This window comes from Peribacillus sp. NPDC101481 (assembly GCF_044767165.1).
Lineage (GTDB): Bacteria > Bacillota > Bacilli > Bacillales > DSM-1321 > Peribacillus.
This window is the reverse complement of record NZ_JBIWNJ010000004.1, coordinates 28,024-53,818: the sequence shown is the minus strand read 5'-3', so window position 1 is coordinate 53,818 and position 25,795 is coordinate 28,024. Positions and strand designations below refer to the sequence as shown.

Below are 25,795 nucleotides of genomic sequence, written 5' to 3'. Positions count from 1 at the left end.
AAGCCAATGGAAAGGACGGATATGTCAGCACCAAGTATCTGTCTGCTACAAAGCCAGGATCGGGATCAACGGCTGTCACACCTGAAAAAACGACGACAAAATATGTAAACGTAACCTCTGGAACGCTCAATATGAGAAAAAGCGGTTCGGAAAGCGCAAGCTTAGTCGCGAGGCTTTCAAAAGGAACGAAAGTGACGGTATATTCGGAATCCAATGACTGGGCGAAAGTCAAAGCCAATGGAAAGGACGGATATGTCAATACCAAATATCTATCTGCTGCAAAGCCAGGATCGGGATCAACGACCGTAACACCTGAAATAACGACGACGAAATATGTAAACGTAAGCTCTGGAACACTCAATATGAGAAAAAGCGGTTCGGAAAGTGCGAGCATAGTCGCAAAGCTCTCAAGAGGAACTGAAGTGACGGTGTATTCGGAATCAAAAGGTTGGGCGAAAATCAAGGCAAATGGGAAGGATGGGTATGTCAGTACTAACTATCTTTCGACGACAAAGCCTGGAACGGAATCCAAACCATCCATACCTGAAAAAACGACAACGAAATATGTAAATGTCAGCACGGGTTCACTGAATATGCGGAATAAGCCATCAGAAAGTGCTTCCGTCATTGTGAAATTGGCAAGAGGTGTAGAGGTAGAAGTCATCTCGGAATCAAATGGCTGGTCAAATATTAAAGCGTATGGCGGAGAGGGCTATGTCAATACGCAATATCTATCAGCAACGAAGCCTGGTCCTTTACCGGGGTTGAATCCAGACGAAGAAGGAAACACGTCAGTTAAATATGTAAATGTGAATGATGGCTCCAGTCTGAATATGCGGTCTGCTGCATCAGCTACCGCTTCAATTATAGCCAAGCTTGTAAACAATACGGCCGTAACGGTTTATTCAGAGTCCAATGGCTGGTCAAGAGTCACGGCCAATGGAAAAACCGGGTATGTCAGTACGCAATATTTAACGGCCAAAGCACCGGAAGGTCCGGGTAGTTCGAATGGATCGATAATCAGGATTGATAAAGAGTATAACCTTACGATGGAAAAGATGGTTGAAATTCAAATGGGCGTAAATGGTCAAACGGATAAAAAGTATAAAACCTACATACGTGAAGATGGATTAACTTTGATCAGTTCATCCAAAGGTACGGTAAAAGGAACCGGATGGCGTGTCAGGGGCGGAGCTGGTTCTAATTATTGGGTAGTCGGTCCTGTCAGCAATAATCAATCATTGAATATTAAATCGAAAGTAAAGGGCTCTGATGGTTACTATTGGTATGAGGTGGACTATAACAAGACATGGGTAAATGCCAGTCCGGAAGATATAGAATATAATCTTAACCCAAATAACTTTGTGAATGATCCAGTCAATTCATTCCAATTCGTCAAGCTTTCCCAAGTCACCAACATGAACGTTTCAGAAGTGAATAATCGAATCCTTTCAGGCAAAGGGATTTTACAAGGCCAAGCTGCAACCTTCACTGCGGCAGGTGAAAAATATGGGGTCAATGAAATCTACCTGATATCACATGCTTTGCTGGAGACCGGGAACGGCACATCACCGTTAGCGACTGGCGTAAAGGTGAACGGGAAAACGGTCTATAATATGTATGGAGTGGGAGCATTTGACGGAACGGCACTAAGCAGCGGCGCTCAATACGCCTATAATGCAGGCTGGTTCACTCCAGAAGCGGCCATCATCGGCGGTGCCGAATTCATCGCCAAAGGATATATCTCCGCTGGACAGGACACGCTTTACAAAATGAGATGGAATCCTACAGCTGCAGAGAAATATGGATATGCTTCACACCAGTATGCCACTGATATTGGCTGGGCAACAAAACAAGTGAAACAGATTTATAATTTGTATAGTTTACTAGATTCCTATAAATTGACGATTGAAGTTCCTAAGTATAAATAGAAAGCAGGAAAAAACACATGAGTCCGACTCATGTGTTTTTTTGCTAATTAGTTTTATCCTTTTCCAGAATACACTTGACGACATCCTCGATCGTCACCACTCCCAATGCCTTTTCCAAGGCAAGTTCAGCAACTGAAAAGATAGGCTCTATTGCATCTTGTATATTTCTTCCAACAGTGCATGCTGGATTAGGATTTTCATGGATTCCAAATAATTCTTTATCGGAGACAACGTTGACAGCTTGATAAACATCGAGCAAAGTGATATCCGATAATTCCTTGGCCAATGTCGCTCCGGCGATACCCGGCCGAACATTCACTAAACCAGCATTCTTCAGCATGCCGGTGATTTTTCTGATTAAGGCTGGGTTGGTGTTTACACTTTTTGCTATAAAATCAGAAGTGTTAACGCCTTCTTTGTTTATTTCTAAAAGAGATAATATATGGATTCCTACGGAAAAGCGGGTACTGATGGACATCTCTTTTTTCTCTCCTTTAAAATCTCTATTCTTATATAGTATAAATTATTTAACATGTAATTCAAGTGGTTACAAGTTATAATGGCCTGCAAGAATAATATTTATCCATTAACCGTTTCCTTGTCAAGTCACGCCGTTTCTGCAAAGGCAAAAATAAAAGGTATGTGTAATTGACAAACCAGCATGGTGAAACTTATATTATAACGTGTAAATGAATCAGTTACAGGTGAAAGGTGCAGGAAGGGGGAACTTGAAATCTGCCGCTATGGCTGGATAATGAATATGACACAACTACAAGTGATGGAGGTATATGATGGCTAATAAAAAAAAGGGTAATCAAAAACAATCTTCTGCATTCACGTTTTGGATCATCGGGTTAATCGCTGTAATCATTATTGGCTTTATATTTTTGGCAAATGGGAAGGACGAAGATACTGCCGTTAATGAAATCGATTATAAAGCACAGCCTTATTTGGGAGAGAAATCGGCTTCTGTGCAAATTTTGGAATTTGGGGATTATAAATGTCCAGTCTGTAAGACATTCGAGGAGCAATTCTTTCCTTCTATACAAAGTGAATTGATTGATACAGGAAAAGCGCAATTTTATTTCATGAATTATTCGTTCATTAACGTCGATTCAACCAGATCCGCTAAATTCGCGGAAAGTGTTTATCAGGAATTAGGAAATGAGACCTTTTGGAAATTTCATGAACTTTTGTTCGATAAACAGCCAGCTGACCTGAAATATGAAAAGGAAGATGTGTTTACGGACAAGTTCTTAGAAGAAACATTGAAAGAAATTGCAAATGACAAAGATGTGAAAAAGGTCGTTACCTCTTTTAAAGCCGAAAAGTCCGAGGACCGATGGAACAAGGATATGGAGATGGCCGACGAATTGGGCGTTACTGGAACTCCTTCCTTATTTGTCAATGGCAAGAAATTTGAAGGAAATACAATCGATGATTTAGTGAAAATGGTTGATGATGCAGCGAAGGAGAAATAGTGATGAACAAGCCACTATTATTTTCTTGGATCCTATCCATCATCGCCACTGCCGGAAGTCTCTACTTTAGTGAGATTCTCCATTATGTACCCTGCACCTTTTGTTGGTATCAAAGGATTCTGATGTACCCGCTCGTTATCTTATTGGGCCGGGCCTTTTATGAACAGGACCTGAAAATCTATCGATACATCCTCCCATTATCGATTTTGGGCATGGTGGTGTCAGGGTATCACTATAGTCTGCAAAAAATTCCAGCACTACAGCATTTCGAAATGTGCCAAAGCGGTGTTCCCTGCTCAGGTGAGTATATAAATTGGCTAGGATTCATCACGATCCCGTTTTTGGCCTTTATCGCTTTTACGCTCATCACAATCTGCATGGCACTGCTAATGAAAAAGAAAAAAAACATGTAATTTAAGCGCACCATTCTAAAAGGAATGGTGCTTTTTTTATATATATCGACGAAAATCCGGTTATATCATCGAAAATTGAATTATATCGACTGAAAACTGGATATATCTCCGAAACTTGCAATATATCGACGAAAACTCCAATATATCTCCGAAACTCCCCAAAATAAAAATGTTGACAAGATGCAACCTGTAACTTATATTATTACATGTAATTAATTTAGTTACAATTAAAGTTTCTATAACAATATATAGGAGGAATTTAATATGAAAATTGCTATTATTGGTGCAAGCGGAAAAGCTGGAAGTCTGATTTTAAACGAAGCATTGACTAGGGGACATGAAGTTACGGCTATTGTAAGGGATGAAGCCAAAGTCCAAATCCAAGGATTATCCGTACTGGAAAAAGACGTATTCGATCTGAAAGCAGAGGATCTTAAAGAATTCGATGTGGTTGTGAATGCCTTTGGCGCTGCTCCGGGGAAGGAACATCTGCATGTCGATGCAGGAAAAATCCTGATTGACGCAATGAAAGGGGCGCCTCAAACTAGACTGATCGTTGTTGGCGGAGCTGGAAGCCTTTTCGTTGACGAGGCAAAAACGATCCGTGTACTGGATACGCCTGAGTTCCCTAAAGAATACTTTGCAACAGCCTTTAATCAATCCAAGAACCTTGGAGATCTGCAAAATGCGACTGGCATCCAATGGACGTTCATCAGTCCTTCCGCCTTCTTTGATCCGCAAGGAGATAGAACAGGTGGGTATAAACTGGGGAAAGATAACCTTCTTGTAAATTCAAAGGGTGAAAGCTATGTAAGTTATGCTGATTTTGCCCTTGCAGTACTTGATGAAATTGAAATTCCAAAGCACATCAACCAACGCTTTACCGTTGTTGCCGAAGCTGAATAATTAAGTGGACGTCGCCCCTTATGGTGACGTCCATTTTTTTCTATTATGTATAACAAATTTTTGCCCAAAATATTGACTGATGTCCATTTTTTGCAGATAATATAGCGATAAAGTCCTATAGAGACTTTTTTTTATTAATTTTTATTGTTAGATTTTAGTAGAAACATTTAGAATTCCCAACAAAGAAAGAAGGACTATTAGAAGATGAATTGGAAATGTTCTTACGACTCATGGGTGAACTTCGAAGCCCTTGATAATGAAATGAAATCATTACTTAACGAGATGCAAGATGATGAAAAGAATATAGAAGATGCGTTTTATAAGAACTTGGAATTCGGCACAGGCGGTATGCGCGGGGAAATTGGGGCAGGTACGAATCGGATGAATCTATATACAGTCCGTAAAGCAACATTGGGATTAGCCCATTATCTGCAATCGATGGGTGATGAAGCAAAACGCAGAGGTGTCGCGATTGCCTACGATTCACGTTTTAAATCGCCTGAATTTGCCTTGGAAGCAGCCAAAACCCTGGCTACAGAAGGAATCAAGGCTTATCTATTCGATGAGTTGAGGCCAACGCCGGAGTTATCCTTTGCCGTTCGTGAACTGAATGCCTATGCTGGGATCGTTATTACAGCAAGTCATAATCCCCCTGAATATAATGGCTATAAAGTGTACGGGCCAGATGGTGCACAGCTTCCTCCGGCAACGGCTGATGTAGTGATAGAATTCGTGAATGCGATTGAAAACGAACTTGCCATTTCGGTAAAAGATGAAGAGACATTGAAAGCGCAAGGCCTCATTGAGATTGTCGGAGAGGATATCGATACCGCTTATAATGATAAATTGCTTACTGTGCCCGAAAACAAAGATTTAAGTGAAGAGGTGGATGTGACAGTTGTATTCACACCGCTTCATGGCACGGCAAATAAGTCTGTCAGACGTGCTTTACAAGATCTGGGATACGACAAGGTACACGTTGTAAAAGAGCAGGAATTGCCTGATCCCAATTTTTCGACAGTTCAATCCCCGAACCCGGAAGAGCATGCAGCTTTTGAAATGGCCATTGAATTAGGAAATGAAGTATCTGCAGACCTTTTGATCGCAACAGATCCGGATGCAGATCGACTCGGTATCGCCGTTAAAAATAAAGATGGCGAATATGTGGTGCTTACAGGTAATCAAACAGGTGCACTAATATTGGATTATCTTTTAAAAGAAAAGAAAGCGAAAGGCACTTTACCTTCCAATGGAGTTGTCTTAAAAACGATAGTAACTTCTGAAATTGGGCGCAGAATCGCTAAGGAATATGGTTTAGGGACCGTTGATGTATTAACGGGTTTTAAATTCATCGCTGAAAAGATCAATGAATATGAGGATAGCGGCAAGCACACGTTCTTATTCGGATATGAAGAAAGTTATGGCTATTTAATCAAGGATTTTGCCCGTGATAAAGATGCGATCCAAGCGGCCATTCTTGCGGTGGAGGTTTGTGCCCACTATAAAAAACAGGGCATGGATCTATATGAAGGATTGCTTACCATCTTTGAAAAGTACGGGTATTATCTGGAGGGACTTCAGTCATTGACCTTAAAGGGGATTGAAGGCGCCGGACAGATTCAAGGGATACTGAATCAGTTCCGTGAGGCTCCTCCAAAGCAAATTGCCGGAAAAGCTGTAACGATCCAGGAGGATTATCAAAGCGGTGTGAAGCTGACGGTGGGCACAAATAAGGAAGAAGTCATTGATTTACCTAAATCAAATGTAATTAAGTACTTCCTTGAGGATGGCACATGGGTATGCTTGCGGCCATCTGGTACAGAACCTAAAATCAAATTCTATTTTGGGATCCAAAGTGAAACGATGGAAGAAGCCGAGTTGAAATTGAAGCAGGTCATGAATGCTTTCATGGAAAATATTCATGGTATGATCAATAGTGCTAAATAAATAATCCTGAGCCCTTGGACCTATCAGTCATATAATTAAGAAAAATAAGGCCTTTTCCTGAAATATCAGGGAAGGCCTTATTTTTTTCAAGAAGAAAGCGGGCTATTGCATTACTTGGAAGTTTAATTTATGGATGCGTTTACAAAAGAAGGAATTTTTCTGTTAAGATATTTACAAAAAACGAGTCTATGTTACTATGAAAAGGATGATTCAGAAAAAAATGGGGTTTTTTGTAGATTTATCTTAATATGAAGGAGTTACAAAGAATGAAAAAAGTTAAAAAGGCCATTATACCTGCAGCGGGACTAGGCACTAGATTCTTGCCCGCAACGAAGGCTATGCCTAAAGAAATGCTGCCAATAGTCGATAAACCAACTATACAATATATTATAGAAGAAGCCGTGAAAGCGGGAATCGAAGATATAATCATTGTCACAGGAAAGAATAAACGAGCAATAGAAGATCATTTTGATAATGCTTACGAACTAGAGAATAACTTGAGTGAAAAAGGGAAATTCGATTTATTGGAGAAGGTGCGATACCCATCCAATTTAGCTAATATCCATTACATTAGGCAAAAAGAACCGAGAGGCCTCGGACATGCTGTATGGTGTGCACGTAACTTTATTGGTGATGAGCCATTTGCCGTCCTTTTAGGCGATGATATCGTTGAAAGCGATGTTCCTTCTCTACGCCAATTAATCAACGAATATGATGCGACAGGTTCGTCCATCATTGGGGTGCAGCCGGTAAATGAGAGCGAAACGCATAGATATGGCATCATTGACCCGCTTACGCAAGAAGGCAGAAGATACGAAGTGAACCGTTTCGTCGAAAAACCAAAACAAGGAACGGCACCATCCAATCTAGCCATCATGGGAAGATACATACTGACTCCGGAAATATTCGATTTCCTGGCCAAGCAGGAAACAGGGGCCGGCGGTGAAATCCAGTTAACGGATGCCATCCAAAAACTGAATGAAATCCAAAAAGTCTTCGCTTACGATTTTGAAGGAAAACGCTATGATGTCGGCGTTGTCGATGGCTTTGTGAAAACGACAATTGAATTTGCCCTGCAACGTCCCGATTTAAGAGACGACATCATAAAAGTAATGGAAAATATCCTCGAAATGCATAAGGCAGTGGACAAATAAACTCTTACTGCCATTCATAATCTTTTAATTTAATGTAGTAATCATCTTTAGAAAATCTCCAACTATTGATCATTCATAGTTGTTATTTTTGGTTAATGAAAGGCAAACATAATTTTGAATGGTGAATATAAATCCATAAAAGGGGATGCCTATTTAGTGAATAAGAAGGTAATAAAAAGAAAAGTCGATTTCCTTAAACAACCTATCGCTAATTTCCTATTAAAGGAAAATCATAAGCGCGTAAATAGATATGCAAAGTATTATGAGAAATTAAGCGTGCAAAAAAACACGATTCTATATGAGAGTCGTGATGGAAACAGTATGACTGACAGTCCGTACGCGATGTTTAAATATATGCTTGAAAATCAAGGCTATCAAGATTTTATGCACATATGGTCCATCCAGGATTTCAGCGTCCTCTCAGGTGTAATGGCGAAGTATAAGGATATGCCGAATGTTCAATTCGTTCAGCGTAATTCAAAGGAATATTTAAAATGGTTGGCAACAAGTGAGTATTTAATCAATAACTCCACATTCCAGTCTTTCTTCATCCCTAAAAGCGATCAAATTTACATCAATACCTGGCATGGAACTCCCCTTAAGAATATGGGCTTTGATATACCGGGTAATCCTTCGGTCTCTCAAAACGTTGTCAGGAACTTTTTGAGTGCAGATTTCATTTTGAGCCCTAATACCCATACTACCAACATATTTACACATAGCTATAAGTTAAATGGATTGTATAAAGGTGAAATTATAGAAGAAGGATATCCGAGGATCGATTTGACGTTGAATACGGATTCGGGGGAGTATAAGGAGTATCTAAGGACTCTAGGTTTGAAAGTCAGTGATGCCAAGGAAAATATTTTATATGCCCCGACTTGGAAGGGGACGAACCTTGCCAAAGTGGATAACGATCTTCTTCAAATCATTGCGGATATTAACTATTTACAAAGTCAAATCGGTGAACAATATAACCTATTTATTAAGGTGCATCCATTTCTATATAAAGAAGCGGCCAAGCATTCGGAAATCAAGGATGTGCTAATACCTGACTATGTGGATACAAATGAATTGCTTGCTACAGTTGATTTGCTTATCACGGATTATTCCAGCATATTCTTTGATTACCTTGTTACCGATAAGCCAATTCTATTTTACACTTGGGACACGGACGTTTATGCAGAGCAAAGGGGACAATATCTCCAAAATGACGAACTTCCGGGACCGCTGCTTTTTAACTCAAAAGAACTGGCACTAGCCATTAAAGATATTAAAAATGTGGAATTGAGATATTCCGATAAATATAAAAAAATGCAGGGAAAATTCACGAACCATGAGGATGGAAAAGTAACAGAAAGAATAGTCAATAATATTTTCAATAAGTCTACGAAACAACTAAATACAATTACCGGGCTGGATTCCACAAAGGAAAAAATATTGATTTATCCGGGCGGATTGAGGGATAACGGAATTACATCCTCATTCCTTAACTTAATGAATAATATTGATTATGATAAATATGATGTCAGCTGTTTTACTGCCACCCCTCACTCGTACGAGGTTTTGAAAAATATGGGCAAGGTCAATAAGAATGTGCGTTTTCTATTCAAACCTGGCTTGCCTGTGTATAAATTTTTGGAAGTCTACAAAGACAAATTCATCCATAACAGAGGGGAAAGAGGCTTCTTAGGGAAGAAGCTTTACCCGGAAAATGCTTATATTAGGGAGCATGCACGTTTATTCGGTAAAACAAAGTTTGATTTTGTTATCGATTTTAGCGGTTATAGTCATTATTGGGCTAAATATCTGCTGGCGGCAGATGCAAAAAAGAAAGTTTGTTATATGCATAATGATTTGCTTTCTGATAGTGAGCGCATCATTAATGGAAAGAGACCTCACCGTATCAATCTAAGAGGGATTTTTTCGGTATACAATCGATTTGATAAGCTAGTAAGTGTTTCTAAGGGAACGATGGAATTAAACCGAAAGAATCTATTGGAGTATGCAGACTTCGATAAATTTGATTATGTAATGAATTCTATCAACCCGGATAAAATCCTTCAAATCGAGTCAAATGAATCTGAAGCTATCGAGCATGATGAAAAGGCAATGATCACAGAAAACTTCAAAGCAAGGGCGATATTAACCGATGTCAAGGATAATCAAGTTTGGAATACCCTTCCTGGAATCCCGAATTCAATCCAATTTCGACTGGAAGAACGATTTGAAGGTGCTGAAATCGTCATTTCGAGAAAAGCCCATGCTGATCAAAAGACATTTTACAAATTCAGTCATGACAATCAAATAATAGGCTGGATTAGTGAAGAAGCTGTGGAGCTGTTGCCAGACAGCATCATTTATGAAAAAGAAGTGGATAAAATTGCAAGGTTAGTAAGACCTCGATCGAACTATATTTGGTCCTTGCCGTATAAAGTCGAAGGAACGTACAAAGTTTCCGGCAGTCATGATTTTAAAGGAATCATTGTAAAAGTCGATAGGGAAGCAAAAACCCAGCATTCGATTTATAGCAGAATATCTGTAAAAAACAAGATAATAGGCTGGATAGATAATTCAGCTTTATCCATGCTTGAACATTGTACAATCAATGAAGATATGAGCTTTAATGACAAGCTGCAAATCATGATGAAAAGAAAGTATATAATATCCAGAAACTATAAAAACAATAAAAAGTTCATTGATAAGATTGAGAATAGAACGCTGAAGGAAATAAACACCGGTAATCAGAAGTACGGTAAAATAACTAACCCGGAAGACCATACAATCTGGACGAAGGCATATCCGAACTACAAGGCTAAAAGAGTGAGCAAGGCAATCGATTTTGAAGGGCAAATCGTCAGAATCGTAAAGTATAACAGAACCAACAAAGGCGGCTATTACCTTTTCGAAATCGATAATAAGAGAATAGGCTGGTTAAATACGGGGGCATTCGAAATCATAGAAGAGCCAATCCTGTTAAAAGAACGGGAAGTGCGCGGCACTGCCGAAATTAACTTAGGCGATTACCATATTTGGGATAAGCCTTATGGGCTGCAAGATGCCATGGTCTTGGAAAATGGACCAACCTTTAATGGCCGGATCGTGGAATTCGATAAAGAAGCGGTTACTCAACTTGGTACTTATGCCCATATATTATTGGACGGGATATCTATTGGTTGGATCGATAAACAGGCGTTAATCGTACAAGAGGTGCATGGATTGGAAGTGAATGATCAATTCGTTCCATATCCTGATAAAAATGATTTTAACTTTGTCAATATGGGAAGATTATCCCCAGAAAAAGGGCAAGATAATTTGATTCGTGCATTCGCAGGCTTTCATGAAAAACACAAAAATAGTAAACTATATATTTTAGGACAAGGACCTTTAAAGGAAGATTTGCAGGCAATCATTGATGAGCTGGGCTTAAATCATTCCATTCATCTTTTAGGCCAGCTTGAAAATCCATTTTCGTTCATGGAAAAATGTGACTGCTTCGTTCTTTCCTCACATTATGAAGGGCAGCCTATGGTATTATTGGAAGCAATGACTTTAGGAATGAAAATCATGGCTACTGATATAGTGGCTAACCGAACCGTTTTGGAAAACGGTAAATATGGTTTACTTGTCGAAAATAGCGTAGATGGACTGGAAAAGGGCTTATCTACTATGGTAAATAATGATAATCCTGAACTAGCGAAGTTTGATTACACCCAATATAATGGATTGGCCATGGAAACCTTCAATAAATGCTTATAAAATGATGGGTTCTTTATAATTAGTAGAGCCTCACATATATAGGTTGCGAGATTTGGCAATGATTCATTTAAGCTTACAGTAAAAGGAGAAATTCTATATGATTTTGGTCGTTGGCGGTGCAGGATATATTGGAAGTCATCTTGTAAAAGAGTTAGTGAATACTGAAGAGGTAGTCATTCTGGATAATCTCTCAACCGGTTTTCGTTCGCTGGTTGATTCGAAGGCCATCTTGGTGGAAGGGAATTTAGGGGACGAGGAAGTTTTGAATGAAATATTCCTTAAGTATCCCATTAAAGCTGTTATGCACTTTGCCGCTAATAGCTTGGTTGGGGAGTCTGTTCAAGATCCTTATAAATACTATGATAATAATGTAGGTGCAACTCTTACATTATTGAATACCATGCTCAAGCATGATGTTAAGAATTTCATTTTCTCATCAACGGCAGCTACGTACGGGATACCAAATGTTGATATGATAGATGAAGATCAGCCAACCAATCCGATTAATCCATATGGCCGCTCGAAATTGATGGTAGAGCAGATCTTAGGGGACTTTGCAAATGCATATGGACTTCATTATGTCGTCTTGCGTTACTTTAATGCGGCTGGAGCACATGCGTCGGCAGAAATCGGTGAAAGTCATGATCCGGAAACACACCTGATTCCTATTATTTTACAGCATTTATTAGGTCAACGTGAGAAGATTTCCGTGTTTGGAACGGACTATGACACAGAAGATGGCACTTGCATTCGTGACTATATCCATGTAACGGATTTAGCTCAAGCTCATATAATCGCCCTTCAAGCCCTATTATTCAGGAAGAAGGATACGGCCACCTACAATCTTGGGAATGGAAAAGGATTTTCGGTTAAGGATGTAATCGACACTTGTGAAAAGGTCACAGGAGTAAAACCGACCATAGAGTATGCAGAACGTCGCCCTGGAGATCCAGCCCGTCTGGTTGCTTCGGCAAATAAGATATATGAAGAGCTTGGATGGAAAGCATCGATAGATTTGGAAGAAATTATTGAAAGTGCGTGGAAATGGCATAAATCTCAAATGAATTAATGGTTCCTTGGGACGCGTAAGTCGTTTCAGACTGTAGGCAAACTCGAAGAAAAGCGAGTTTGCCTGCAGTTTTTTTATGTAAAGAATGTTGCAGCTAATTTCAGAAATCCGCGCCCTTTTTGATTCTATGTTTGTTTAATTAATTATCGTTATTAAACAGACAAGTTTAGCATTAGTATTAATATCTATATCTATATAACTTTGTAAGCTCACAAATGTTTTTAGGGGGGATAGCTTGTCCATCGAGCCTGCTTGACGGTTGCTTGATGCAACCTCTAAAACTTACAGTAGCGCCTTCGGGTAGAAGGTTCCTGAGCATAGGGGATAAGACTGCCTTCCAGCCGTTTCAATGCTTCACCTCAGCAAGTCAAAAACCCTAAAACCAGTCAAGCATAATTAGCTAAATAGTTGAAAGAATTGTTGTTAAGATAACGGGGGTTAGGCATTACCACTACATAATCTTATATTTACTATATAAGGGTAGCGTCAGGAAAATGCGGATTTACAACGTTAAGCACATTTTCCGGACGCTACCCCTATATATCTTTGGCTCATTCAGTTTAACTATAGCATTGAACGCGACTTTAAATAACATGTATCAAATGTTTCCCCACTTTGAACCCCAGAAATATGATCTAGGAACAGCACATAGAATAGTATAGAAATACTGCAGCTAATACTGGACATGGAGGGGATGTATTTATATGAGTACCAGAATAATCCGGCAGCTGATAAGGTCAAGGCAACAGGAATTAGTCGAACTTGCTGCTTCATTTATTCGAATTCCAACTGAAAATCCATCGCCCGAGTTTATGAAGCAGTCAGCAGAAATGGGACGCCATATTAGCCGATACCTAGCAGCAAAAGGGTTCTTGATTACCGAGCACCGCCGTAGCGAAAATGCACTGGTTACCGTGGTCTGTGATGCTCCCTTAACCAGGGTACCCGGTCCACGGCTCCTATTTTGTGGACATACAGATGTCGTACCTGCAGGCGATTGTTCAGATTGGACCTTCGATCCATTCTCAGGAGAAGTCAGAGCAGGTATGCTTTTGGGTAGGGGAGCCTCCGATATGAAAGGAGGCTTGGCATCACTGATTTTTGTGGCTGGACTACTTCAGGAGTTCGCCCCCACTCTTAATTTGAAAGGTAGCCTAGGAGTTATTGCCTCTCCGGATGAAGAGACTGGCGGCATTGAGGTGGCCTCGCTCCTGGATCAAGGATTGATTAAGGGTGATGCTTGTCTGATTGGTGAACCAACGGACCCCCACCATCCGAATGCCGGTGAAAAGGGCAAGGCATGGATGCAGGTGATCATACCAGGTCAGACAGATCATGGCAGCCTACAACCGCTTTATGGAATCTCCGCCGTACGAAGAGGGGCAGCCGCGGTCGATGCACTAACCAAGCTATGGGAGCTCAAGGCAACGCCTCCGGTAGAGCCTTGTCAACTTTTGTACAATACTGAGTGGCTCCTATCTCAGCGTCTAGGAAATCCCTTACTGTCACAGTTACTTTATCGTCCCTCTTACAATCCAGGTATAATTCAGGGCGGAACAAATGTGAACGTCGTCGCAGACAAGTGTATCATTAAAGTGGATACCCGGGTTCCGTTCGGTATGAAGCCCGAGTTTGTACTTGATGTCGCTAGGAATCTTGTTAGTGCTGTAGCGCCAGGTGCGGTTGTAGAGCCAATGGTACCCTGTACTAACCCGAACTGGACCTTAGAGAATCGTCCAATTGTCAGGGCCATAGAACTGGGAATCCAGAGTGTCCTTGGAATGGGGGAACCCGTCTTCAGCGTACTTTTGCTTGGTTCAAGTGATGCCAGTCATTTCCGGCGCCATGGCATTGATACCGTCCTTTACGGTCCTGGGCTGGAACACACTATCCATGGGTACGATGAGCGGGTTTCAGTGGAGAACTTAGTAGAATCTGCCGAGATATATGCTGAGACGGCAGTCAAATATCTTAGGTCATTTTAAATCTATTTTCACTAAACTTTTTGCAGGTTAATGATGCAGGGTATACTGCACGTGCTACTGTTAAGGTTCTCTTTAAAGGTGTATATGGTGGTGGTTATTGGTGGGAATATTTATATACTCGTTGGTATTAATTCTTTAGTTCAATGCTAAACTAAATATATTAATAGCGTGTTTTGATCAAACTTTGTTTCAAATTTACATGAAGACCAAAAGATAAAAAAAAAGCCTGGAGCAGAAAAACCGCTTCAGGCTTTTTTCTTTTTGGGAAAAGTGGGAATTCCTTTTTTCTCGATTTTCCTCTAGACGATAAGATATACTAACCGAATTCCTAAAAGGAGATAGTTAAATGAAAGTTGTATTAAAGTATTTAGTATTAATTATATGGTTAATCATATTCATTCGCTATTTTACTGAATATATGCCACATAATGTTTATATATATTTGTTAATCATACCGGTTTATATAATAAGTCACACAATATTTAATAAAATATTCGCAACCAGTAAACGGCAAAAAATATAAATGAAAAAGGAGTCGTTTTTCAAAATGACGGCTAAAAAGAAGAGATATCGCAAACCTCGCCTGCGATTCATAAAATCGGAGCTTGCAAGTGAGATTCTTATTTGTCCATAAATAAAGTGGTGAAAGTTTAATCCTAAAACTTCCACCACTTTTTATTTTCTTCTTTGTCTTCTGTCTATTTCCAATATTTTTTCTTCTAACTTTTTTCCGCCGTTGACGCAGTTATTCGACCTACCTCGCACTTTATACTAAGCCTGCAGAGCTTTTTGGATTGATTTTTTCATGGCTTCTACAAAATTCTGACGTGTTTCATTCGTTAATTCCAGCAGGGACAGATAGGGGTTTAAATCCTCCAGTTCTACTAATAAAAGTTCACCTTGCTCATTCCGGCAGGCATCAACGCGTTGGATTCCCCAATCAAGATTGTTCCATTCTATAAATCGTTTAGCAAAGGCCAGGTCTGCTTCAGTAGGTGCATATTCTTTTAATTCCCACCTTTTCTCTTTATCAGGGGCATAAAGGGCATACTGAAATTCCTTATCGATAAAATAAAAAGAGACTTCATACTCAAAGTTGATAAATGGCTGTACCAATGTGTTTTTTGATTCTGCATCCATTTTATCTCCCAATTCTTCTTTCATGGCAAATTCCAAACCAATGGAATCCGCGCCATCTTTCGGCTTCACTATATACGTTTCCACATTGGGAAGTTTATTTAAAGATTCAAGTGAATCGATGGTCGGAATGACAGGGAATTGGGCATTCGTCAGTTCAATTAAGTATTCCTTCCCGTTCATATCAGCCTTTCCAACAAATGAATTGTACGTTTTCAAATAACCAGCAGCCACTCTATTACGGAATGCTAGATACTTATCTTTAAAATTGGCTACTGGACCGGCATTTCGAAAGACGATCAAGTCAAAATCCTTTTCAAACGTTTCAATGTCTTCAGGATGGCAAAGTACTAACTGAAAATCTTCTCTAAGCTTCGAGGTAAGGTACAAATCCTCCTCATAATAATTTCTTCCTTTTGCTTCATAGTATAAATCCGTTACGAATAATAGTTTCTGCATGAATCCTGCACCTGCTTTCCCGTTATTTTCATTGATTAGGTTAAAAACAAAAAATCCCGTCTCTTTAAGAGACGAGATTTGAACTCGCGGCACCACTCTTGTTTAATAACAAACGCACATTAATGCGTTGTCCCATTTAACGGGGGAAACCGGTAAAGCTTACTGAAGCTTCGGCTTTACTTCTCGGGGATGATCTTCGGTCAGATTCTGGACACTGGCTTTCAGCAAAGCACCAGCTCTCTTTGGAACAGAACGATAACGTACTCCTTCCCTTCATGGAATTTTACATTTGATGAATTTGAGTAATTGTATAATATTCAGAAAATAAAATCAATGGTTGTTTCACTTACTATAGGACGAAAAAGGGATATGAATAGAGATATAGAATTACTATTCAAGAGAAGCACCATTCATTTAATAGGAGATGTTAGATTTGAAAACGGTAAGGGTTTTTCATTACGATGCGTTCAGCAGTAAACCGAATAAAGGAAATCCGGCAGGTGTGGTTTTAGATGCGGATGGACTGACCGAAAAGGAAATGCAGGATATAGCGGTGAAGGTGGGGTTCAATGAAACCTCTTTTCCGATGGAGTCCGATATTGCCGATCTTAGAATCCGTTATTTTACACCGGGACACGAAATGAATCTATGCGGACACGCGACAATGGCTACCATCCATGCACTGAAGACCAGGGGATTATTGAATAAAGATGAGCTGATGATTGAAACAGGAGCGGGTATATTGCCAATCAAGATCCATACGACGGTGGGTCCTGATATATATATTACGATGAAGCAGGCAGCGCCGCAGTTTGAAGCGTTTAATGGAGATAAAGGTCGATTAGCCAGTTCCCTCGGCCTTGATATAGAAGATCTGGAAAGTGAATTGCCTATTGTTTATGGAAGTACAGGTTTATGGACTTTACTGGTACCAGTAAAAGAAAGAAATTCATTTATAAGGATGAAGGCGAACAATAGCCTGTTTCCGCAAATATTAAAGGAAATGCCAAGAGCTTCCGTTCATCCCTTTTGCATGGAAACGTACGATAGTGATGCCCATATGCATGCCCGGCATTTTTCCTCGCCATTTTCAGGTACGGTTGAAGACCCGGTTACAGGAACGGCTTCAGGTGTAATGGGCGCTTATTATGCAAAATACATAAAGGATGATCTTGAAGATGAGGTGCATCTGTTAATCGAACAGGGTCATGAAATCGGAAAGGATGGCAGGGTTCGCGTTACAGCTACCAAAAACGGTGGCACATACGATGTTGAAATCACCGGGAATGCTGTCTATGTTAAAGAACTTGAAGTGGAAGTCTAAGGTTCATGCAGAAGGCGATGGGCGGTTGAATGATTAGCATACCCGAAAAGGTATAGTGAACACGTAAGAACCCTGTGCTAAGACGTTTCATGTCTTAGCACAGGGTTCTTGATGAATCATTCTCCCATGCTCATTCCTTTTAAAAAGCGACTGCAGTCAGAAACACGGTCACGCAAATGATTGAGGTGGATACGACAATCGCTATCGGTAAAGTCATTGGAAATTCTTCCTTAGATGATGGTCACGCCGCTAAGATCAACCTTTGCTCCATGTAAAAAGTTGTAAGTGAGTTTATCCATCGAAGCTCCAGTAAAGTCGATTTTCTTTAAATCGGACATCCGAAATTGAACATTGATGAGGGTGGTATCGCGGAATGATGCCTTTCTCAATGAAGAGCCTTCGAAAATGGTTTGTTTGAAAGTTTCCCCATCAAATATAAGACCAGATAAATTACAGCTTTTAAAATGGGTTTTATTATAAATGCTGTTCTTGAAAGTTACGCCTTTTAAATTTGCACTTTTAAATAAGGTGCCAGTTAAATTGGCGTTTTCAAAGATGCAATGATCTAAGTTACTGTTTTTAAATGTGCTGTTCGTCAGGTCGGAATGGCTGAAGTCAGAACGGCTTAAATCGCAGGAATTAAACTTGCCATCATGCACAGAAACCGAGCGGAAGTCGGAATCCAATAGGCGATGCCTGGAATAGTCCATGTTTATCGCCTGCTCAAGCACATTGTATTGTAGGTTGAGTGAATCCATGAGCTCTGATACTTCCCCAATCGAATCCACAGTCAGCTTATACGCTTCCTGCTCACTGGCACCATTCCTTCTATGGTCATTGTACTTTTCCAGTAAGTTTTGCAGCAGTTCTTCTTCCAATTCCTTTGCAGTTTTTGCACTTTTGTACGGGGCAAAAATGCTATGAACATGTGCATTCAGTTTATCAATCACATTTCATCTTCCTTTCTTAGAGGAGGCGCTCAAGTATTCGCTTGGCCTGCTCCCAGTCATTTTTATTTTGGGTATATGTGTCTTCCCCGATCGGGGTGATTTTGTAATATTTCCTTCTTCCGCCTTGTGTGGCATCTCCCCAATAAGAGATGATGCATCCGTCCTTCTCCAGCCTTTTTAGGCTGGAATACATCGTCGCTTCCTTAATTTCATATTGCTCATTGGAATTCGTATATATCAGTTTGCTTATTTCATAACCATATTTATCGCCACTTTGCAGGAGTTTTAGAATCATCGTATCTACATGTCCGCGAAGCAAGTCAGAGGATAGTTGTCGTTGAACCAAATCCTCACCTCCTTTGGTATATCTTATAGTGTATTACTATGACAGTCAAGGTAATTTGGTTACTATGGATTATGCAGGTTTGGAGGGTTTATGAAAAGTAACATGCCCGTTTTCGTGAATCACTGCGTCGCAAACTTTTTTACTAATTTTCTTGAGATAATATGCGCTTGGAAGGGATTTATCATGCTTCATGGAAGTAGTATGTAAGGGGGTGGGGATGTTGAATAATTCGTGGAATAAAGTGATTTATAAATTTTGGTCGCCAATTTATGACAAAATCTTTAACTCTCATCTCTTTTTAGATGCCAGGAAAAGAATGTTTGAAGAGATGCATTTTCATGAAAATGCAAAGGTTCTGTTTGTGGGCGTAGGTACGGGGGCCGATTTGGAGCTGATCAAGAACCTTGACCTTGAGATAACGGCGATAGATCTGTCAGCCGATATGCTAAAAAAAGCGAAGGGGAAATTTGGTGATGCATCGATCAATTTCCTCGAGATGGATGCACAGCATATGGAATTCGATAATGAATCGTTTGACTATATAGTGGGAAGTTTGGTTCTTTCGGTTGTACCTGATGCCAATGAATGCCTTCGGGAAATGATCAGGGTTTTAAAAGGCGAGGGGAAAATAATGCTATTCGATAAGTTTATTTCTAAAGATGAAGTGCTTTCACTACCCAAAAAGCTTCTGAGGCCCATCATTCGATTTTTAGGAACGGATATTGGCTTGAGGTTTGAAGACTTGTTCAGTAGGCATGTTAAGAATATGAAAATTGAAGAAGATCGACCGATCATGCTGAATGGAATGTATAGAAAGATAATCATCAGTAAACGGATGTGACAAGCGGAGAGATGTTTCAGAAGTGGATTGGGAGTCGGATTCTAAGAAATCTGGATACATCATAGAGCTGAGTTTTGTTGTTTGGAAGCTAAATCTGATTTACTGAATTATATTTGACATGCTTATATAAAAACCATGTCCTTTCTAACATGGATAATGAGCCGAACATCGGGTTATTAAGTGAGAATGTATCATACTATAAGAACATATTTTGAACACATCTTCGATACCTTTAAATTCAGTGACCATCATATAAACAACAGTGTCCAATAGTGTTTGAACGTCCTTTGTCACGCATTTTTGATGAAGCTGTTACATAGGCACTGGCCGAAATCAGTATAATTAAATGGTGGAATACAATGGGAAGAGGTGATGGTTTTGTCCGAGACAATAACAACCCATGAAGATCTATTGAATATGCTCGACTCGTTATTGCGTGAGCCAACTGGATTCTGGAATGGTTTTTATGAAGACCGCTCAAAAGGGGTACCCTTTTTCGGAAATCTCCCTGATGAAAATTTGGTTACATATTTTGATGGTGGGTTAATCCGGCCGGGAAAGGTTCTTGAGCTTGGATGCGGACCTGGAAGAAATGCCATTTACCTTGCTCAAAAGGGCTTTACCGTTGATGCGGTGGACCTTTCGAAGGAAGCCCTTGAATGGGGAAAAGAACGAGCGTCAGATAAAAATGTCCATGTGAACTTCATTCAAAGGAATATATTTGATTTGGACATTGAGGAAGGGCAATATGACTTCGTCTTTGATTCAGGTTGTTTTCACCATATTGCTCCACATAGAAGGATCAATTATTTGGACACGGTGAAAAAGGCGTTAAGGCCTAAGGGATTGTATTCGATTACCTGTTTTGTCGAGGGCGGCATATTGGGTGGTGCCGATATTTCAGATTGGGAAGTATATAGGCAAAGAAGCCTTAAAGGCGGATTAGGTTTTACGGAAGAAAAACTCAGAAAGATCTTCAAGGATTTTGAAGTGGTGGAAATACGGAAGATGAGGAAAATGGAAAAATCGGAGCAAACCTTTGGGGTTCAAGGTTTATGGACGGCCTTATTTATGAAAAAGTAATTCTAAAGTCAAAATGGGGTTTAAACGGAGGATCTGGAATCAGGTCCTTTTTTGTTATAAGAAAAGGGGTAATTTGTTAACGATATTTAAAAATGGAAAACTATTACAATGGGGGAACCAGAATAGTAGATGAAGGTTTTACTGAATTTTTTTGAAAAACAGTGGTTGTATGGTTTCAAAAACAGCTGGGAAGGTATATGGAAAGAGGGGCCATTGGGTTTTTAAATCATAAGAATTTTTAAGTATGGAAGAGGTTTTCTTCGATGCTTACTTTGTTGATAATTTTTCAATACCCTGACAATGCTGATTTCAGCGTTAGATTTATCGACTGCTTTTTATAAAAAACTAAATAGGAGGAGTTTATGCACAGAAATAAAGAATTATATTCCTTTTTATTGGGTGTGGCAGCACAATTGACTGAGGAATGGTACGCAACATTGAATAAAAACGATAAGGCGGGGGTTTACAGCTCACCAGATCCCAATGTGATTAAAAAACTTAAGCAGCAAAATAATGAATTCCATTTACGTTTCTTTCAGGTCTTTGATACAGAGGAGAGGGAATTCTTTGAGCAGCTTGGTGAGTGGATTGAAGATATCGGTCAGGATGAGCAGCATTTAAACACACCCATCTATTTTATATTGAGGGAGTTTTCTCGAACGCAAGAGCAATACCTGGATTATATTGACCGGTTTGTGGGATTGCATGGAGAAAACTATACGCAGGCGGAAATAAATTCCTGGTATCGGATAGTGGTGAAGGTGTTCAGCGAAGTGATGGAGAAGTTTACGGAAGCGAATCATAGGTATGCCAATAAAATCATGAAAGCCCAACAGGCAACGATCGATGAATTGAGCACTCCCATCATTTCGCTTAAAGATAATACGGCGTTACTTCCCCTGATAGGCGATATTGATACGGCGAGGGGCATGTCCTTACTTGAAAACACCTTACAAAAGTGCGCTGAAAAAAATGTCACCAGGCTTTTCATTGACCTCTCGGGCGTTCATGCAATTGATAGTGCATCCGCCCACCAGCTGTCACAATTGATTGAATCCTTACATTTGATCGGAATTCAAACAACCCTTTCAGGACTTCGGCCGGAAATAGCCATGACTGCCGTTAAGCTTCAACTGCCTTTTGATAAAGTGACGATAAAGTCCACTCTTGCCCAAGCGATCAGTACGATAAAATAATACATACATATCCAGGGCATGGGAATACTCGTTATAAATTTCATCGAGAAGACCTCCATATGGTGATCTTCTCGTATGTATAATGCTTGCATTCAAAAATAAGGTATCGGGCTCAATGAAGAAAGAGCTGGCACCTGCCAGTTATTCAATATTGGCGAAGTAGGCTAGATCTTCTTTATTGCCAACCACTAAAAGCATATCTTTTTCATGGATATCCTGATCCGGTGAGGGTGCTATGATAATTTCCCCATTACTCACGATGGCAATGACGCTGATATTATATTTTGCCCGTAAATCAAGCTCCCTGAGGCTTTTTCCCTTCATGCTCATGGGGAGGATGATTTCCTCGATATTGTATTCTTTGGAGAGCTCTATATAGTTCAGCATGTTAGGGGAAAGAAGCTGATTCGCGACCCGTTCCCCCATATCCCTCTCAGGATAGATCACCCAGTCGGCACCAATCTTAGTAAGCACCTGACCGTGATTTTTATTAAGTGCTTTGGCAATGACCTTTTTGACCCCAAGCTCTTTTAAAAGCAAGGTAGTTAAAATGCTCGATTGCATGTCATTTCCGATGGCTACGATGACACAATCGAAATTACGGATTCCGATTGCTTTCAATGTCTCTTCTTCGGTCGTATCCGCCATGACTGCATGGGTAACGTTCAGTTCCGCATTCTCGACTCTTTCCTCGTTCACATCAATACCCAAAACCTCTTGGCCTGCCGTATATAATCTATGGGCCACACTGGTTCCAAATCTGCCTAAACCTATCACGGCGTATTGTCGTTTTCCCATCTTTTACGCTCCTTCATTCATTATTAACCAATCATGATTTTCCCTTTTGGACGTCGGAATGGATCTGGCTTGCGCCTCATGGCGATAGCAAAGGCAAAAGTCAAAGGACCAACACGTCCTGCAAACATCGTGAAAATGATGAGCATCCGGCCGACCGGTGATAATTCCGGGGTCAAACCCATTGAAAGTCCCACGGTGGCGAAAGCTGAAGTGGCTTCGAACAAAATCATCAAAAAGTCAGTTCCGCTTTCAGTGATGGTCAGCAGAATGGAGATGAGTGAAACCATGAATACGCCAATGAATGTAACGGATAATGCTTTAAAAATCGTTTCATTCACAATGCGGTGACGGAATAATACCACATCACCCTTTCCTTTAATCTGTGACCAAACGGTACCGACAAGCGTCGCCAATGTAGTCGTTTTAATCCCGCCGCCAGTCGATCCGGGTGATGCCCCGACGAACATCAGAAAAATGATGAGCAGTAATGTTGGTTGAGTTAAATCAGGGATATTCAGCGTATTGGAGCCTGCCGTCCTTGGTGATACCGATTGAAATAATGATGACAGCGTTTTACCCATGAAAGATAAAGGCTGCAATGTCTTGGCATTGCCGAACTCGAATAGAAAGATTAAAATTGCTCCGGCAATCGTAAGGGTTAAGCTAGTCGCTAGAACGATCTTCGTATGTACTGATAAACGATGGGTATTCCGATATTCATATAGTTCATTCATTACGATAAAACCTATTCCTCCAAACGTGATGAGGAAGGCGACGGTAAGGGTTACGAATGGATCCGATACATATGGGGTCAAACTCCTGAATTCCCCCATTAAATCGAAGCCGGCATTATTGAAATTCGAGATGGAATGAAAAACCCCGTAATAGACCGCTTTAACGATTGGCATGTCAAAAGAAAAGCGAATCGATAAGATAAGTGCACCCATGCCTTCAATGATGGCCGTGAAAATTAAAAGCCGTTTCACTAATCTGACTACACCCGCCATGGATAGATTATTTAACGACTCCTGCAGAACTAACCTGCCTTTTAAAGAAATCTTTTTGCCTAAAAGGAAAAAGATAAACGTCGCAAATGTCATGAACCCTAAGCCGCCTACCTGAATCAGTGTTAAGATGACCAACTCACCAAAAGTGGTGAAGGTCGATCCCGTATCCACAACGACCAGTCCTGTTACACATGTAGCGGAAGTCGAGGTGAATAAAGCATCCAGAAAAGAAAGACCATGGCCATTTTCTGTGGAAATCGGCAGGGTCAATAAATAGGCCCCGATAAGTATCAGGATGGCAAAGCCAAGTACAAGTATTTTTGGCGGATCCAATTTTGTCATTCTCAAATGATCATCCCTACTGTATGACTTTTAATCATCAATCTGCTTTTCGAATCTTTTTAAAGGCATAATAAAAAGACCTGCGAAAACATCGAATAGCTGTATTGCCACAAAAAGCGTGCAAAAAAAGCTCCCGAAATAGGCGGTCTTATGACCTCCTTCGCTTTAGCCGACGAAGTTAGCTGACGGGTAGGATGGCGAAAGAGCTGATCTCATCCCTTCTGCAAGGCAGAATTAACCCCAAATGATTGGGTCCTCCGTACTCAATTTCCATGAGTTTTGGCCGAAATGCATTAAATTGATAAACGTATTCTACTCCCATCATTTAGCAGTTGTAAACCCCTAAATCGTAAAAAAATATTTCTTTAACAAAACTGAAAATTTACGTTTTATTTACATTTAGAAAACGTATTGACAAATATTAGTTAGCACATTATGATAGGTTCGATTAATCCAATTATGATAACCGGCATCGATGTACTTTATTCAATAATTTCAAGCAGAACATGCGATGCCAATCAAAATTTTCTAACATATATTTTATGTTTCTTTTGTAAATGATAAAGAAAAAAGCATTGCATTTGTATTTAAAGATTCAAGACATTTTATTAAAAAGGCGGGCAATTATGGAGAAGACGTTCAATAGATATGTTATTAATGCTACAGGCAAGGGTGGCCAGACATATTTAACACAATGCCAGGATAAAGATGCACTAAGGAAATGGATAGCCGATCATGAGGATCAAATCATTATGGATGAGTTAAGGATAACGGATAAGAAAAAGAATCCGTTCTTAAAATTGTTTTCCCTAAGGTAAATCAACTGCATCCAACATTCATTAGCGGTATTCAATTATTTATTCCCTGTGTTCTATCCGGAATGCTGAGCGAAAAATCCATATCTTGTTTTGCTTTGAAACTCATTTATTATAATGAGTTTTTTTGCGTTGGTTATTTAGAGGCAAAAGCGAAGGAAAAAATGTAATCCGATTTAAAGGCATGTTGATGGAACCTGCCTTTAATGAATCGTTCATTGGATGAATGTGCGCAATTGGCTGATGAAGTTCAAGATTTGAAAATGGATTTTCGCCATTTCTTCCGCCGTTTGTTTTTCACAGTTCTCTAGCCACTCAGTAATCACCCCTAAAATCGCCGATGTCAGGAAGGCGTGCATATACATGCGGAATGCTTCATCTTTAGCTGCTGGATGCAGGCTGATCAAACGCTCCAACAGTACTTCACCGAAAACCCGTTTTATTTTTTTCGCAAAAGAAGGGTCGCCCTGATCACCTAGAATGGCCCTTAATGCGTGAGCATGTTCACTGATGAATTGAAAAATCTCTATGAAAGGCGGGTAAAGTTGCTGTTGATGAAGAGCCAAAAAAGCCTCTTTCGGCAAAATGGCAGTAATGCGTGTTTGAAGTTCATGTAACAATTCCTGCTGTAAGTGATCCATCAATTCATATTTATCTGTGTAATGCAAATAGAATGTGCCCCGATTAATGTTGGCACGCTCTGCAATTTTCTTCACTGATACATGTGAGAACCCCTCTGCTTCAACGAGTGCAATAAAATGATGTTGTATCTGCTTTTTCGTCTTTTGTACCATATCCTCATGAATCGATGCCATGGAATGTCTCCTTCACTAAACATTTTTCCAAATGTGT

At 40.0% G+C, this 25,795-nt stretch carries 21 protein-coding genes, 1 riboswitch and 1 other annotated feature; of the genes, 14 read left to right on the top strand and 7 right to left on the bottom strand.

The features are described from left to right. On the top strand, nt 1-1,931 hold a 1,931-nt coding region (locus tag ACIROD_RS21905), incomplete at its 5' end, for an SH3 domain-containing protein (protein WP_402944240.1). A 43-nt stretch (nt 1,932-1,974) separates the two neighbouring features. Here the strand turns inward: ACIROD_RS21905 and ACIROD_RS21900 are convergent. Then, a complete protein-coding gene (locus ACIROD_RS21900) occupies nt 1,975-2,409 on the bottom strand; it encodes an Rrf2 family transcriptional regulator (RefSeq protein ID WP_402944238.1) in 435 nt (144 codons plus the stop codon). A 313-nt stretch (nt 2,410-2,722) separates the two neighbouring features. Here ACIROD_RS21900 and ACIROD_RS21895 point away from each other — a divergent pair, with 313 nt between their 5' ends. From ACIROD_RS21895 to ACIROD_RS21860, 8 genes are all read left to right on the top strand, one after another. Then, on the top strand, nt 2,723-3,412 hold the full coding sequence (locus tag ACIROD_RS21895; protein WP_402944235.1) for a DsbA family protein: 690 nt from the start codon (nt 2,723-2,725) through the stop codon (nt 3,410-3,412). Nucleotides 3,413-3,414: 2 nt separating this feature from the next. After that, nucleotides 3,415-3,825, top strand: a complete 411-nt coding sequence (locus tag ACIROD_RS21890; protein ID WP_230177787.1) for a disulfide oxidoreductase — start codon at nt 3,415-3,417, stop codon at nt 3,823-3,825. 264 nt (nt 3,826-4,089) lie between these two features. Beyond that, entirely contained in the window at nt 4,090-4,731 is a 642-nt protein-coding gene (locus tag ACIROD_RS21885; RefSeq protein ID WP_402944231.1) for an NAD(P)-dependent oxidoreductase, read from the top strand. Between the two features lie 204 nt (nt 4,732-4,935). Continuing rightward, entirely contained in the window at nt 4,936-6,678 is a 1,743-nt protein-coding gene (locus ACIROD_RS21880; RefSeq protein ID WP_402944228.1) for a phospho-sugar mutase, read from the top strand. A 266-nt stretch (nt 6,679-6,944) separates the two neighbouring features. Continuing rightward, nucleotides 6,945-7,832 (top strand): UTP--glucose-1-phosphate uridylyltransferase GalU, encoded by an 888-nt coding sequence (gene galU / locus ACIROD_RS21875; RefSeq protein WP_101224801.1) that lies wholly within the window; start codon nt 6,945-6,947, stop codon nt 7,830-7,832. Between the two features lie 156 nt (nt 7,833-7,988). Further along, entirely contained in the window at nt 7,989-11,591 is a 3,603-nt protein-coding gene (locus ACIROD_RS21870) for a CDP-glycerol glycerophosphotransferase family protein (protein ID WP_402944224.1), read from the top strand. A gap of 97 nt (nt 11,592-11,688) precedes the next feature. Further along, on the top strand, nt 11,689-12,660 hold the full coding sequence (galE, locus tag ACIROD_RS21865; protein ID WP_402944220.1) for a UDP-glucose 4-epimerase GalE: 972 nt from the start codon (nt 11,689-11,691) through the stop codon (nt 12,658-12,660). Nucleotides 12,661-13,364: 704 nt separating this feature from the next. After that, on the top strand, nt 13,365-14,645 hold the full coding sequence (locus tag ACIROD_RS21860; RefSeq protein ID WP_402944217.1) for a M20 family metallopeptidase: 1,281 nt from the start codon (nt 13,365-13,367) through the stop codon (nt 14,643-14,645). A gap of 771 nt (nt 14,646-15,416) precedes the next feature. Here ACIROD_RS21860 and ACIROD_RS21855 read toward each other — a convergent pair. Then, a complete protein-coding gene (locus ACIROD_RS21855; protein WP_402944214.1) occupies nt 15,417-16,241 on the bottom strand; it encodes an ATP-grasp domain-containing protein in 825 nt (274 codons plus the stop codon). Between the two features lie 64 nt (nt 16,242-16,305). Continuing rightward, nucleotides 16,306-16,527 (bottom strand) — a binding site (T-box leader). A 147-nt stretch (nt 16,528-16,674) separates the two neighbouring features. On the opposite strand from ACIROD_RS21855, the gene ACIROD_RS21850 reads away from it, so the two are divergent. After that, the gene (locus tag ACIROD_RS21850; RefSeq protein ID WP_402944211.1) at nt 16,675-17,565 is read left to right on the top strand and encodes a PhzF family phenazine biosynthesis protein; all 891 of its coding nucleotides are present in this window, start codon (nt 16,675-16,677) and stop codon (nt 17,563-17,565) included. Between the two features lie 230 nt (nt 17,566-17,795). On the opposite strand, the gene ACIROD_RS21845 is transcribed toward ACIROD_RS21850, so the two are convergent. Both ACIROD_RS21845 and ACIROD_RS21840 read right to left on the bottom strand, forming a co-directional pair. Further along, nucleotides 17,796-18,515: a pentapeptide repeat-containing protein gene (locus ACIROD_RS21845; protein ID WP_402944208.1), complete on the bottom strand. Its 720-nt coding sequence runs from the start codon at nt 18,513-18,515 to the stop codon at nt 17,796-17,798. 16 nt (nt 18,516-18,531) lie between these two features. Further along, nucleotides 18,532-18,810, bottom strand: a complete 279-nt coding sequence (locus ACIROD_RS21840; RefSeq protein ID WP_373459010.1) for a PadR family transcriptional regulator — start codon at nt 18,808-18,810, stop codon at nt 18,532-18,534. A gap of 271 nt (nt 18,811-19,081) precedes the next feature. Between ACIROD_RS21840 and ACIROD_RS21835 the strand changes: the two genes are divergently transcribed. The 3 genes from ACIROD_RS21835 (at nt 19,082) to ACIROD_RS21825 (ending at nt 21,981) form a co-directional block, all read left to right on the top strand. After that, entirely contained in the window at nt 19,082-19,702 is a 621-nt protein-coding gene (locus tag ACIROD_RS21835; protein WP_402944206.1) for a class I SAM-dependent methyltransferase, read from the top strand. Nucleotides 19,703-20,080: 378 nt separating this feature from the next. After that, complete coding sequence (locus tag ACIROD_RS21830) at nt 20,081-20,785, top strand: class I SAM-dependent methyltransferase (protein ID WP_402944203.1); 705 nt, start codon at nt 20,081-20,083, stop codon at nt 20,783-20,785. Between the two features lie 362 nt (nt 20,786-21,147). Then, nucleotides 21,148-21,981, top strand: coding sequence for an STAS domain-containing protein (locus tag ACIROD_RS21825; RefSeq protein WP_101224794.1), 834 nt, complete (start codon nt 21,148-21,150; stop codon nt 21,979-21,981). A gap of 141 nt (nt 21,982-22,122) precedes the next feature. On the opposite strand, the gene ACIROD_RS21820 is transcribed toward ACIROD_RS21825, so the two are convergent. Together ACIROD_RS21820 and ACIROD_RS21815 are read right to left on the bottom strand one after the other, a co-directional pair. Continuing rightward, complete coding sequence (locus ACIROD_RS21820) at nt 22,123-22,779, bottom strand: potassium channel family protein (RefSeq protein ID WP_101224793.1); 657 nt, start codon at nt 22,777-22,779, stop codon at nt 22,123-22,125. A gap of 23 nt (nt 22,780-22,802) precedes the next feature. Then, a complete protein-coding gene (locus ACIROD_RS21815) occupies nt 22,803-24,128 on the bottom strand; it encodes a TrkH family potassium uptake protein (protein WP_402944197.1) in 1,326 nt (441 codons plus the stop codon). 152 nt (nt 24,129-24,280) lie between these two features. Further along, nucleotides 24,281-24,423, bottom strand: a riboswitch (cyclic di-AMP (ydaO/yuaA leader). A 331-nt stretch (nt 24,424-24,754) separates the two neighbouring features. Between ACIROD_RS21815 and ACIROD_RS21810 the strand changes: the two genes are divergently transcribed. Further along, a complete protein-coding gene (locus ACIROD_RS21810; protein ID WP_076370632.1) occupies nt 24,755-24,946 on the top strand; it encodes a hypothetical protein in 192 nt (63 codons plus the stop codon). Nucleotides 24,947-25,158: 212 nt separating this feature from the next. Here ACIROD_RS21810 and ACIROD_RS21805 read toward each other — a convergent pair whose 3' ends face one another. After that, on the bottom strand, nt 25,159-25,758 hold the full coding sequence (locus ACIROD_RS21805; RefSeq protein WP_402944194.1) for a TetR/AcrR family transcriptional regulator: 600 nt from the start codon (nt 25,756-25,758) through the stop codon (nt 25,159-25,161). Nucleotides 25,759-25,795 lie beyond the last annotated feature (37 nt).

Bases quoted from the DNA above. Each gene is read 5' to 3' on its own strand.
- galU (WP_101224801.1), top strand. From the start codon at position 6,945: ATGAAAAAAGTTAAAAAGGCCATTATACCTGCAGCGGGACTAGGCACT.
- ACIROD_RS21815 (WP_402944197.1), bottom strand. From the start codon at position 24,128: ATGACAAAATTGGATCCGCCAAAAATACTTGTACTTGGCTTTGCCATC.
- ACIROD_RS21885 (WP_402944231.1), top strand. From the start codon at position 4,090: ATGAAAATTGCTATTATTGGTGCAAGCGGAAAAGCTGGAAGTCTGATT.
- ACIROD_RS21880 (WP_402944228.1), top strand. From the start codon at position 4,936: ATGAATTGGAAATGTTCTTACGACTCATGGGTGAACTTCGAAGCCCTT.
- ACIROD_RS21900 (WP_402944238.1), bottom strand. From the start codon at position 2,409: ATGTCCATCAGTACCCGCTTTTCCGTAGGAATCCATATATTATCTCTT.
- ACIROD_RS21810 (WP_076370632.1), top strand. From the start codon at position 24,755: ATGGAGAAGACGTTCAATAGATATGTTATTAATGCTACAGGCAAGGGT.
- ACIROD_RS21825 (WP_101224794.1), top strand. From the start codon at position 21,148: ATGCACAGAAATAAAGAATTATATTCCTTTTTATTGGGTGTGGCAGCA.
- ACIROD_RS21805 (WP_402944194.1), bottom strand. From the start codon at position 25,758: ATGGCATCGATTCATGAGGATATGGTACAAAAGACGAAAAAGCAGATA.
- galE (WP_402944220.1), top strand. From the start codon at position 11,689: ATGATTTTGGTCGTTGGCGGTGCAGGATATATTGGAAGTCATCTTGTA.
- ACIROD_RS21855 (WP_402944214.1), bottom strand. From the start codon at position 16,241: ATGCAGAAACTATTATTCGTAACGGATTTATACTATGAAGCAAAAGGA.
- ACIROD_RS21840 (WP_373459010.1), bottom strand. From the start codon at position 18,810: ATGATTCTAAAACTCCTGCAAAGTGGCGATAAATATGGTTATGAAATA.
- ACIROD_RS21860 (WP_402944217.1), top strand. From the start codon at position 13,365: ATGAGTACCAGAATAATCCGGCAGCTGATAAGGTCAAGGCAACAGGAA.
- ACIROD_RS21890 (WP_230177787.1), top strand. From the start codon at position 3,415: ATGAACAAGCCACTATTATTTTCTTGGATCCTATCCATCATCGCCACT.
- ACIROD_RS21895 (WP_402944235.1), top strand. From the start codon at position 2,723: ATGGCTAATAAAAAAAAGGGTAATCAAAAACAATCTTCTGCATTCACG.
- ACIROD_RS21820 (WP_101224793.1), bottom strand. From the start codon at position 22,779: ATGGGAAAACGACAATACGCCGTGATAGGTTTAGGCAGATTTGGAACC.